The sequence below is a fragment of the Desulfobacterales bacterium genome (genome assembly GCA_030066985.1).
Classification (GTDB): Bacteria; Desulfobacterota; Desulfobacteria; order Desulfobacterales; family JAHEIW01; genus JAHEIW01.
The window spans coordinates 57452-68742 of record JASJAN010000030.1 but is presented as its reverse complement, the minus strand read 5'-3'; the positions used below and the strand labels follow the sequence as shown (position 1 = coordinate 68742).

Annotated in this window: 11 protein-coding genes; 8 read left to right on the top strand and 3 right to left on the bottom strand. The window is 42.8% G+C overall.

What is annotated here, in order from left to right; translation table 11 throughout:
- The first annotated feature begins 288 nt into the window (after positions 1-288).
- From QNJ26_15635 to QNJ26_15615, 5 genes are all read left to right on the top strand, one after another.
- Positions 289-708: an ester cyclase gene (locus QNJ26_15635; protein MDJ0986971.1), complete on the top strand. Its 420-nt coding sequence runs from the start codon at positions 289-291 to the stop codon at positions 706-708.
- A gap of 288 nt (positions 709-996) precedes the next feature.
- Positions 997-1332 (top strand): hypothetical protein, encoded by a 336-nt coding sequence (locus QNJ26_15630; GenBank protein ID MDJ0986970.1) that lies wholly within the window; start codon positions 997-999, stop codon positions 1330-1332.
- A gap of 408 nt (positions 1333-1740) precedes the next feature.
- Positions 1741-2109, top strand: a complete 369-nt coding sequence (locus tag QNJ26_15625) for a CGGC domain-containing protein (protein ID MDJ0986969.1) — start codon at positions 1741-1743, stop codon at positions 2107-2109.
- Between the two features lie 1000 nt (positions 2110-3109).
- Positions 3110-3592 carry an L-2-amino-thiazoline-4-carboxylic acid hydrolase gene (locus QNJ26_15620; GenBank protein ID MDJ0986968.1) on the top strand — a complete coding sequence of 161 codons (483 nt, stop codon included), beginning with the start codon at positions 3110-3112 and terminating at the stop codon, positions 3590-3592.
- Between the two features lie 527 nt (positions 3593-4119).
- Positions 4120-5553 (top strand): hypothetical protein, encoded by a 1434-nt coding sequence (locus QNJ26_15615; GenBank protein ID MDJ0986967.1) that lies wholly within the window; start codon positions 4120-4122, stop codon positions 5551-5553.
- Positions 5554-5770: 217 nt separating this feature from the next.
- On the opposite strand, the gene QNJ26_15610 is transcribed toward QNJ26_15615, so the two are convergent.
- The 3 genes from QNJ26_15610 to QNJ26_15600 form a co-directional block, all read right to left on the bottom strand.
- Positions 5771-6589 (bottom strand): epoxyqueuosine reductase, encoded by an 819-nt coding sequence (locus QNJ26_15610; GenBank protein ID MDJ0986966.1) that lies wholly within the window; start codon positions 6587-6589, stop codon positions 5771-5773.
- Between the two features lie 63 nt (positions 6590-6652).
- Positions 6653-7123, bottom strand: coding sequence for a hypothetical protein (locus QNJ26_15605; protein MDJ0986965.1), 471 nt, complete (start codon positions 7121-7123; stop codon positions 6653-6655).
- A 26-nt stretch (positions 7124-7149) separates the two neighbouring features.
- Entirely contained in the window at positions 7150-7818 is a 669-nt protein-coding gene (locus QNJ26_15600; protein MDJ0986964.1) for a hypothetical protein, read from the bottom strand.
- 679 nt (positions 7819-8497) lie between these two features.
- Between QNJ26_15600 and QNJ26_15595 the strand changes: the two genes are divergently transcribed.
- From QNJ26_15595 to QNJ26_15585, 3 genes are all read left to right on the top strand, one after another.
- On the top strand, positions 8498-9586 hold the full coding sequence (locus QNJ26_15595) for a 4Fe-4S binding protein (GenBank protein ID MDJ0986963.1): 1089 nt from the start codon (positions 8498-8500) through the stop codon (positions 9584-9586).
- A 156-nt stretch (positions 9587-9742) separates the two neighbouring features.
- Positions 9743-10426, top strand: coding sequence for a class I SAM-dependent methyltransferase (locus QNJ26_15590; protein ID MDJ0986962.1), 684 nt, complete (start codon positions 9743-9745; stop codon positions 10424-10426).
- A gap of 330 nt (positions 10427-10756) precedes the next feature.
- Positions 10757-10939: a hypothetical protein gene (locus tag QNJ26_15585; GenBank protein MDJ0986961.1), complete on the top strand. Its 183-nt coding sequence runs from the start codon at positions 10757-10759 to the stop codon at positions 10937-10939.
- Positions 10940-11291 lie beyond the last annotated feature (352 nt).

Below are 11291 nucleotides of genomic sequence, written 5' to 3'. Positions count from 1 at the left end.
GCCCATAAAATTATAAGTTTCTAGAGGGTGTGCCTAAGAAATGTTCGCTAAAGATCATGTCATATTAAAGTACACCTTATTTAGTACCAAAATCCTTAATTGTTATTGAAAATCCTTATTGATTTGGATATAAATGCTGGCACTCTAAAGCTGATTCTAAATTTGTAGCTGATCTGAAGTGGGTTCCATTCTAAGCGTCGACTCTCCTTTCTGACCTGACCTTCAAGCTTTTCCGAAATTGCACATAATGAGTTCAATTGTTTGAAACCTAAAAAAGGGGGTGCCTCTATGGCAGCAGAGCAAAACAAAATAATCGCCCGTCGTTATATAGAGGAAGTTTGGAGTGACGGAAAGATCGAGGCGGCTGATGCAATAATAAATGAAGACTTCCTTTTTCACGGGCCTATCAGAGAAGTAGAGGGTATTGAGGCATTCAAGCAATTTGTAGGTGCCATCCACTCTACCTTCCCTGATATTAATTTTTCTGTTGAAGATTTGGCTGCTGAAGAGGAGACGGTGGCAATTCGTTGGACAATGACCGGCACTCATAACAATGAATTTATGGGCATCGCTGCCACTGGAAAGCAATTTACGGTTAAAGGCGCAACTTTTACTCGTCTTTCCAATGAAAAAATGTCAGAAGCGTGGCTTTATTGGGACCGACTCGGAATGCTGGAACAGCTTGGTGTCACCCTTGCACAACAATAGTGCCAAAGCCAATATGCAGGATCAAGAAGCTGAAAATTCTGGCTGTGGAAGAGGATGCTCGCGTTAACATTCTACTGGAAGAAGCTATCGAGGACCTACTCAAAAAATACAAAAATAAATCTAAATAATATTCTGTTACGGAGGGCAGTATGCTCTAAGCTCCAAAACCCCATTTCTCAGATTGAGAGATGGGGTTTTTGTTTTTTGTGATATATGGATAGTATCTGTGATGATGATAAGCAGGAGACTCTGAAAATTCCTAACAGGCATTAAACAGGAGGATTTAAAATGAAAAAGTTACTGGCAGTTATCGTTGCGCTATCACTATTTTCCAACGTGATCTTCGCTTTTAACATGGACGAAGTTGTTGATGGCGTATGCGAATGTCGAAAAGAGTACTTGATCGAGTCAAAGAAGATAATGGATGCAATGAATAAAGCACAAGCTTCCGGGGACAGGTCCAAAATGAAGGCCATACAGAGTGAAATAACTGCTGTTACTGACGCAAATGATCTGTGCTATGACAATCTTGCAAAAAAATTTCCGGAAATTGATAAAAGCGAGAAACTTCAAGAAGAATTAGAGGCTAAAGCAGATGAGAAATGCCCCGGTCCGGAATATTAGAAATAAGTTAGTGAAAGTAAGGGGGCGCCCATATAAAAAAGGTACAAGGTTCAAGGTCTAACAAAAAAATTAATTGCGCCTGAAGACAACTGGCCCGATCCATTCTTTCCAAACCCATTGACATTAATGCGGATTTTTTGATAGATAAATAAACCATCACAATGCGCTAACCCCAATAACGAGGTAGCCATGCAATGAGTTCAAAACCCCATTTCTCTGACTGAGAGGTGGGGTTTTTTTGTTGGTGTATTTGCTTGATATCTAAAATTTCGCGGTTTTTCAGGCAGTTTCAATTTACAAGATAAGCAGCGCTACATAACCAATGGTTACTCGCCCGTTTAGAAAAAGATCATGGGTTTTTCGAAGCACCGAAAACTAATGTATTATCTATCAAAGGAGGAGTTAAGCATGAATATTGCCGTATTGAGCTGCAAAAACATTAAGGATGAAACTTGTATCGGCTGTCATCGTTGTTTAATGGGATTTGATAAAAAAGAAGGGGAGTTTGAAAGATACAAAGAGACGGACGCCAAGTTGAGGGGTTTGATTCATTGCGGCGGATGTCCGGGCGCATCACCGGTTCTTCGCCTAGTGGGACTAAAGACATGGATGACGCCTATGGGTGAGAGTATCGATGCAGTCCATATCGGGACTTGTCTGCTGGACAACTGCCCCCACAAAGACACGATCATCGACAAGGTAAAGGCAAAGGCCGGTGTCGAAGTGATTGAAGGGACCCATCCATATAGACCGGAGCAGGTGTTTGGCACCCCTTAGAAAAATGGGATTGGACGTCGGTAAGTGTTTGCTAATTAATAAGAAGAGTTAAAAAATAGGCTGATTTTTGGGCTTAGAAGGCCCATTTAAAAGGTAAAATAAACAGTTTAAGCGATGAAAGGCGCTGTGATTTTTCCAAATTTTTTCAGGCCTGAATAGAAAAATAGAACGAGCGTCCGTCTTTTTCCACATTTAATCTTAAAAACAGGGAGCTTACTACCATTTTGGGGGTAGATTTGGGAAAAACAAACATTCAGTCATTTTTGTCAGTTTTATTAAAAAGACTTTAATGATTTTGTTTGTCTCTATCGATGATGTGATACGCGACTAAATGTAAAAGCACTACCATTCCAAAAATCACTAAGCCAAATCCAATGATGGGTATGGAATTCACGACACTATACCTCTCTGAACCTAAAAATAATAGCTTTGGTGGCGCTAAAATGAGGCGGTTATAAATGAGGCTAAGCAAAAACTCAAAAGGCCTAGCCATCCTATGCAAATAAAAAATGCGATTGCAAAAGTTAAACCATTATTTAAATTATCGTTACTCTTTGAAAGTCCAAATTTAAGAAAAGTGTTAATGAAAGATTCCATGATGGGGCATCCTAGCAGTTTGAACAAAAAAATAAGGGAGCAACTCACTTTGAGCTCCCCCCTTGGGCAAAAGTTTGGGTGATTAACTATTGGTACAATTTAATATAATCATATCACAATTTCGCTAAAGATCAAAAAAATGGTGTTCGAAAATGGGGTCGGGCCACGCTAAGTGTTTGATAATTAATAAGAAGAGCTAAAAAACAGGTCTATTTTTGGGCTTAGAAACCACATTTTGGGGTTAAAATGGGCGTTTTAAGCAACATAAGCTTCAAAAACACTTGTAATTGGATCACCTTTCATTAAATATCTACCTCTTAGGACAAACCTGGTTCCTGCATTAAATCCATAACATTAACAAATGTTCCATAAACTGCCTCAATTTTTCAGGGAGGAGATAGAAATGAAAAACCATACCGAGGACAAGGATCTTAACAGGATAGAAAAAAGGGCCATAGAAGCCCTGGCGATTGCACCTGTTATCAAGGCAGTATCCCAACAGATTGGGCGAGATGAAGCGCTGGCCATATTACAGGAAGTCAACCAGCAAGAGGCATTCCAGCGCGGCAAAAATATGGCAGAGGAATTGGAACGAAACGGCATAGAAGAATTGGTTGATGAAGTAAGCGGATGGGGCCGGGGAGGCGTATGGGAAATGGACGTCTTGGAACAAACTTCAGCGACCTATTTTTTCAACGTTACGCGCTGCCCTTACTATGAGAAATACCGTGAACTCGGATTGGACGAATTCGGTGTGGAGTTGTCGTGTTGCCGCGATGAACCTTTTGCTAGGGGATTCAATCCCCAACTTAGACTAGTGCGGACCAAAACCATCATGGAAGGCTCCGATTATTGCGATTTTCGTTACTATCTGGAAGACAATTAATGTGGAAGTAAATTGGAGTGGCAGAGAAAGCAGGGGGACGCCCATTCTGTCAGTTGATTGGTTAACTCGTCCCAATTAAATCTGCTTCTCCCCAGTGAAATGGTCTTTACAGAATTTCACAGGGCAAGCTGATCTCTGGTGAGATATTTAACCCTGGTACCATCTTCCGGAGCTACAGTGCAGGCGGGATAAATTGATTAGTTAAATAAGTAAAAAACCATGAATCATGGCGGGTGTTGTCAACCGCCGCATCCCCATCGCCCGCAACAGGCTGGACAAAATCCGCAAAATGGTTGATGTCCAAAGCTTTGCGGTTTTTCAGGTATTCTCAATATACCACTACTTAATTTGAGATCGATGCAAAACTTTCTTCCCCTTGACAAAATACCACATTGTAGTAATTTTAGTTTTATAATTTCTGCCCCCACTTCCACCGCTAAATACTTAAATTGACTTTGTTTGAGCTGCAATACAGCTTTCTATCTGTGATAGGTTAATGCATACTGTTCCGTGTCTTGAGGATTACGATGAAAACGAATGCGCTAATCATCTTGTGGGTAATAGCCCTAATTATTTTGCTTGGGGGCTGCACAACCACTGGAAAAAGCCTTGATGATCTCGCTGCCGGTCCAAATCTCGACCCCAAATTTTTGGGTAATGCGGAACAACTGACTAAAAATGAACAACAGCAGCTTATCGATACACTTCCACCAAGTCTACAACCTCTCTCTGACGAGGTGGGAAGGTTATACATTGATGGCAATAGCTCACGGAGAGTTACGGTCGCAAGATCAAGTAGAGAGGTCCCCATCGAGTGGGGGCTTCCAATGCATAGCGGTTTGTATCTTCGGGCAGGTGAACGCCCTTTTAGTGACTGCCCGGTAGATGGCACACCAATTGAGGATGGTATACCGATCGTAGAAGCCGAAGATGCTTTTCCTCATGAGCCCAGAGATTATTACGCGCGCGATAGTGGAAGGGTCGACTGGAATATACTGAATCCTACCTATGAAATCTACCATACTTATTATTTTCAGGGTTGTCTTATCGATAGATTTACAGGAACATTCACAGGGGACTCAACCAATACCATTGCGGTCGAGATCGTTGGACAACTTCCCGACCTGGTGATTCACAATGCCTACATATACAACTCGGGGCCAAGGAAGGGTGAGATGCTACTCCTGGTTCGAGATTCGGAATCACGCTCCGATCTGAGAGGAGATACTTTCGACTATACCCTTCTTGCACGCCACGGCCGTACCGAAATCCTTTCCCATACCGGGACCGCAACATTTGATCCAGATTACGGTGGTATCATTGAAACGGGCGGAGGCTTTCGACTTCCCGCCGATGGGCGGCTTTTCCAGATCGAGATCTCAATAAATGAAAGCAGGTCCATATCAGAGTCAGATTACACAAACAATAGAAGCACTATTAGCTGGCAAGTCAATTTCCCTTCTATTCTTTCTTTTGAAAGTATCCACGTGAATGAAAACTGCGACAGGCGATCGCCTGGCGAATGGAGACTGGATGGACGGATAACAGTACGAAGTGGCGTGTATTTCGATCAATGGGCAATTGGCAGTCGCGAATATTTAGATACCGAAGATTTTACTCGCTATCCCTCCGAACCAGATAATAATCTCTTGGCGCTCCGGGTCGGCAATCATCCCGTAGATGCATCGCTGAGATTAGAAATCGGATTTTTCGATTGCAACAAGTTACGGTGCGGCGAGGAGTGGCGAGAACATCCATTTGGTCTAGCAAGGGACAGTTTCACTGGACATGCAGTAATATCATTTAGCCCGGATGATCGGAATCGGGGTGTAATTCATGAGGTGAGTATTGATAATGACGATTGCGGATTTACCGGAAGATTTCGACTCATGAATCCTGATCGGGCCAGGATCGAAGGATATGAGATAGACGCTGTTCTGCCGCCACACCCCTCTGAATGAACTTCTTTGTCTAGTAATATAGTTAAGGTCGGACCACGGCAAGTATATGATAAATTCTTATGAAAAGCAAAAAGAAGAGCCGTTATTGGGGCTTAAAACGGCCATATTAGGGCTAATATGAGCACTTTAAGCAATCGATGGATCTGTGATTTTTTAGAATCTTATTCTGGCCTAAATGCTAAATGTATAAATAGAGCGGACATCCCCCCCTTTTTCTTTATTCATTTTTTGAAGGCTTGCCAGCGATGCATGCAAACTCGCAGCGTCTGCAATACTTGACGCGTTTGCCCGGTTTATCCGTACTTTCTGCCTGCAGGACTTCAGCCTCATCGATATCCTTTTCCATCTGGATGTTGCATGTTGCCCGGCTGTAGCTGCCGTTGCGGCCGGGAAGGGTCAGCATTCCCATTTCGATGGATGAAAAAACGATATCGCTGTAGGCTTTCTGGGGACAGACCTTTCTGCATGGTTCCTTGCAGCCGTCGCAGGGATCAAACTGAATCGGGCCGGTCGGCTCGACTTCTGCTTCCAGAATCATCGCCCGCAGCCGAATTCTTGGACCGAACTCCGGTGTGACCAAAAGATTGTTTTTCCCAATACAGCCCAATCCCGCCATCACCGCTGCATCTTTGAGGAAAATGCCGCCTTTTTCGATATGGTAGGGGAGTTTGTGTGTTTTAATTTCAAATTTTTTTTCCAACCAGTCGGACAATTTATTATTTATGTGAATTAAAATTCGATTTCCGGGAGTGCCTGCCTGTCCATCCCACCAATCCAACTCCGGCGCATCCTTTTTGTGCTCAGCAGCAACCACCACCACCGATTTGGCATTTGCGGGCCAGGCAACTTGACCTAATTCGATACCTGCTGCAAGTTCGCGAGAGCCGACAGCGAAGTTGTGTTCCAACCTGGGATAGATGAAATGGGACGGAGACTGTTTTAGGAGCTTGGCGTCGGCGATACCGGCTAACGATGCGCCGAAAGATTTCGCTTGAGCAACAATTTGTTGAGAAATATCCGCTGGCGATGACGTCATATCAAGTTCCTTTTTATTTTGCCAATTCAAAACAAATAAGAAACTAACACTCTGATTCAGGCATTATTGGATCTTGTTCATTATAATGTCGATTACATCCAAAGGTGATTTTTTTGTGGCCTTAATCTGATTGAAATTTTTTTGCATACTAAAAAAGTAATTAACTGTTCCACCAACCGGAAATGAGATCTGCATACTATCAGGTGACACCTTGGCTTGATACCTGTCACAACTTGGCGGCATTGAGTATAAACCCGAACTCTTGCCCAAACAATATATAACTTTCGCAGATTTGGTATTGATTTCTTCCACGATCAAAGCGGTTTCGGTTGCATAATCGCTCCATTTACCTTCCCAGCAGCCGGAAAACGCGGCAAGCTCCTTTGGGATGCTTTCATCCGGGGTGATAATATCAATGTCATTGGGTAGGGGAACTTTTACATTCAGCCGAATTTCATCCCCGGCTTGAGAAATATCGCAAAGTGCCATCGATAAAAGAAGTACTAAAAGAAGAAAATTGCTGACGATCTTCATATCAAACCCCATCTAAAATGAGTGGTTTATTGGATAAAATCTATGATCGTTCGGGCAACATCATCTCTGTATTTGCTTTCAAATAGCTGCTCGGCATGCCAGGGCCCTTCGTATAGTTTTAGGATTTTAGGCTCAGATGTGTCTTCGTATAATTCCCGAATGCCGGATAATGGGCTGACGCTGTCACTTTTTGCAGCAATAAAAAGTTTCTTGATTTTATTCGTTTGAAGCGCTGAGCCGCTGTAGGGCCCGATAAGAATTATCTTTTCAATCAAGGCCTTTTGGGTTTCTGTCAGTGTATATTTTATTGTCGTTAATATCGTTCCTGCACCTATACTGCCTCCCACGAGCACTATTTTTTCAAAATTTTTTTGCTTTAAAAAGTCAATGGCACTCAAAAGGTCATTTTCACTTCGACCGTCTAATAAAAGAGAGGCAACATTAATTTTTTGAAGGCGCTTGGCCAAAAAGTAATAATTTTCTTTACCCGCCAGCCCTCCGGGCACTGAAACAACGACCTGTTTTTCTGCGCCATCGAAAAACGCTGCAGATACTTCGGTTCCATCTTTTAATTTTATTTTTATTACATCATCATCAGCGCCGAACGTTTTTGCACTGCAGAAAACTGTTTCGCCATATCCAATCGTGCCAATAAGGCAAATCAATCCTATTAGACATAATTTCAATTTATCCACGATTCATACCTCACCCATAATTTTAGTACACAAAAGGGATGTAATGCATGTGAATAACCATGAATATTACAAAACAGGTTATTATGTCAATTTTTGTAAATTTAACAAGGAAAGAGGAAAAGCAAGGCGACGCCTATAGGATTCGTTAATTGGTTAAATAGTACAAAACCATGAATCAGGGCGGGGGTGGCAACCGCCGCATCCACATCCAGTTCGAGCCTTTCAAAACCCCTTGACATTAATAGAGATTTATTGATAACCAAGATCCTATCTTTACAATGTGCTGACCCCCAAAATGAGGTAGCCATAGTAAAAATAGGCGCAAGGCGTCAGGCTCAAGTCTTAAATTTTAAGGTATTTTATCTAAATTCAAAACCCGAATCAAAGAAGCCGCGAAATGACACGAATACAGTAGCCCCATTTCTCTGAATGAGAGGTGGGGTTTTTTCTTATACCATTTACGTATCTGTAATTTGTGGATATTTAGAGGATTCTCAAAACATCAATTGACAATCAGATATCCAAATTTTTTAATAGATTTCCAACGTGCGATATATAACAGCTATCTGCAATGGTGCGGGTCGTTTGAGTTCAACGCAAATTCCAGAATTCCCTATGCTTTTGATCTCTAAGAAACTCAGATCTTATAAAAAATTTATCTCACGGAGGTGCCCCAAAAATGAGTAAAGAAGTTTACAAGCAAATGCTTGAGGTTATGAAAAAACGTGGCGGGTTTTATGCAGGTATGGACATACCTGAATTTTACGCGATGGTTGAGGCGCTTTTCACTGAGGAAGAAGCCAAGGTCAACAACGCCATGCCCCGAGAGTCTGCTACAGCCGAAGAGATTGCAAAGCTTATGGGCAGGGATGGAGCGGAGATCAAAATAATCCTGGAGGGGATGGCGGATAAAGGGCTCTGTAAAACATTTACGGATAAAGGCATCCGGTATTATCAAGGGGCGCCGTTTATGTTGGGAATTTTTGAATATCTATTTATGCCGGGCAGAACTACTGAGAGGGATAAAAACCTGGCTAAACTCATACACGCCTATAAAAAAGCCTTTAATTCCGCCAAGGGCCCAACAAAGGTGACATTTCCGACGACAAGGACAATCACCGTGGATAGGACCATTAAGGCAGGCAATGCCATCCATACCTATGACCAGGTACAGACCTATATTGATAAATATGATCAGATTTCAGTGGGTACCTGCTTTTGCCGTCACACCGCACAGTTGCGCGACGAAGATATTCACGGAATGCCAGCGGATGTGTGTATGTTTTTTGGCCGAGGGGCTGAATTTGCCATCGAAAGACTGGCGGCACGAAAGCTGACAAAAGAGGAGGCAAGAGTTGTGCTGGATCGGGCTGAAGAGGCCGGTCTGGTCCATATGACACGCAATACTACGGAGGATATTGAATTTCTCTGCAACTGCGACCGATGGCACTGTGAGGTTTTAACAAGCGTCTTGAAACAGAGCAGGCCAGGATTGATTTTTAACTCCGGCTTTCAGCCGGTTTTTGATCCCAACCTTTGTGATGCTTGCGAAACATGTATTGAACGCTGTCCGTCCGAGGCACTCACGATGAGTGAAAATGATGTTCCCCAGGTGAATCTTGACAGATGTTTCGGGTGTGCAATCTGTGCGACAGGCTGCCCAACGGAAGCTATTGTGATGGATGCCAAAGCAGATTTTCCGGTACCCCCGAAAGATACTAAAGAATTGGTTGCTGCCCTAAAGGCCAGTTTTGCCAAGCAGTCATAAAAAGCGATTTACTATTAATTAGGTAGTATAAGGGGACGCCCGTCATATTGGTTGACTGGTTAAATAGTTAAGAACCAGCGGGACGCCAATAAAATTATAAGTTTCTAGCTTAACCCCATCGGATCTTGCTAGCTCATGGCATAGGGTGAATTCAGAATGAAAAAAATAAGCAGCTTTGTAAAAATTTGTTTACCATTTATCATCGTTTTTTTAATCGTCATGATGGGGTTTTCAATCCGCAGCGGACAGTGTGAAGAGCTGCAAGATAACCCGGCGCTTGATGAGAAGGTAAAGCTGTTTTTGGAAAACACCAAAGGCAAATGGCAAGATTGGAACATCCCGTATGCTGATGGTAAAGTCCTTTATGATCTGATCATTAAAAACAAGTACACCAGGGCTGTCGAAATTGGCACTTCCACCGGGCTTTCAGCGATCTGGATAGCATGGGCGCTTAGCAAAACAGGGGGTAAACTCATAACGATTGAAATTCATGAAGGGCGATATCAAAAGGCGCTTGCCAATTTCAAAGAGGCCGGGCTTTCTGAATATATTGATGCACGCCTGGCAGATGCCCACGAGCTTGTGGAAAAGCTAGAGGGCCCCTTTGATTTTGTCTTTTCCGACGCGGATAAAGACTGGTATAAAAATTATTTCATAGCGCTCGCACCCAAACTTGAAGTTGGCGGTTGCTTTACGGCGCATAATGCAAGAAACAACTGGTCAGAAGGTATCGGTGAATTTATTGATTACGTAAAAGGTTTGCCCAATTTCAAAACGACAATTGATACAACCAGCAGTGCGGGAATTTCGATCAGCTATAAGATTGCAGAAAAGGATTAGGGGGATGCCCATTAAATTTATCACTAACAGGTATGAGGGATTGGGTAATGGGTATTAGGTGTCAGATACAACCGTGTAACTTGCTGCATCCCCTTCGCCTGTGAGCGCCTGGAAAGCATTCGTGAAATCCTTGCCCCCAAACCACGTTAGAAAAATTAATTGACAAATGCCACAATGTGATAAGCTTTCTGAAATAACTTTATCACAGACAGGGCAGAGTAGCGCTCGTTTATCCGGACAACACTCAGTTCGGCTTTTATTAAGGCGTCTTAACGCTCATAACTATTTGCAGATGCAAATCATAATTTAGTACTCATTTCAGGGGGTCAAATGAAATTATCCTGTGAACAATTATGTAAATTAAAGGAATCTTTTGCCAACTTAAAATGCCCTGAATGCTTCAGTGCACAGGTAGCACTTTGCGAAAAGGAAACTGAAAAAAATGCAACCTGTGATGAATGCGGCTGTGAGTTCAAGTTTAACCCCCAATTACCCGGTGGTGGTATGGAATAGATTTGAGATCTTTTTGTGGTTTACGCTTCTGGTAAAAATGGGGCCGGACCACAAAAAAAAGGGGCGCCCATAACCAAGGTTCAAAGGTTCAAGGTTCGGAGGTATAGGCCTTAGTGTTGAGGACTCGTCTTCGCCCCCTGGGCTTCCGTCTTCGCTCTATGAGCTACGCCGCGACAAGTCGCCGTGGCGAGTTGAGTTCAGTAATACTCGATTCGAAGTACCAGAAAACTGCCGCCTCCCCATCGCCCGCAATTTGTTGGATCATATCCGCAATATACTCTCCATTTAACAAACGCTGTACCTAGACTTCAATTTATACTTCATAGATACTGTAACAAAAGTTACCAAACTT

Bases quoted from the DNA above. Each gene is read 5' to 3' on its own strand.
- QNJ26_15615 (MDJ0986967.1), top strand. From the start codon at position 4,120: ATGAAAACGAATGCGCTAATCATCTTGTGGGTAATAGCCCTAATTATT.
- QNJ26_15635 (MDJ0986971.1), top strand. From the start codon at position 289: ATGGCAGCAGAGCAAAACAAAATAATCGCCCGTCGTTATATAGAGGAA.
- QNJ26_15605 (MDJ0986965.1), bottom strand. From the start codon at position 7,123: ATGAAGATCGTCAGCAATTTTCTTCTTTTAGTACTTCTTTTATCGATG.
- QNJ26_15585 (MDJ0986961.1), top strand. From the start codon at position 10,757: ATGAAATTATCCTGTGAACAATTATGTAAATTAAAGGAATCTTTTGCC.
- QNJ26_15590 (MDJ0986962.1), top strand. From the start codon at position 9,743: ATGAAAAAAATAAGCAGCTTTGTAAAAATTTGTTTACCATTTATCATC.
- QNJ26_15625 (MDJ0986969.1), top strand. From the start codon at position 1,741: ATGAATATTGCCGTATTGAGCTGCAAAAACATTAAGGATGAAACTTGT.
- QNJ26_15595 (MDJ0986963.1), top strand. From the start codon at position 8,498: ATGAGTAAAGAAGTTTACAAGCAAATGCTTGAGGTTATGAAAAAACGT.
- QNJ26_15610 (MDJ0986966.1), bottom strand. From the start codon at position 6,589: ATGACGTCATCGCCAGCGGATATTTCTCAACAAATTGTTGCTCAAGCG.
- QNJ26_15620 (MDJ0986968.1), top strand. From the start codon at position 3,110: ATGAAAAACCATACCGAGGACAAGGATCTTAACAGGATAGAAAAAAGG.
- QNJ26_15630 (MDJ0986970.1), top strand. From the start codon at position 997: ATGAAAAAGTTACTGGCAGTTATCGTTGCGCTATCACTATTTTCCAAC.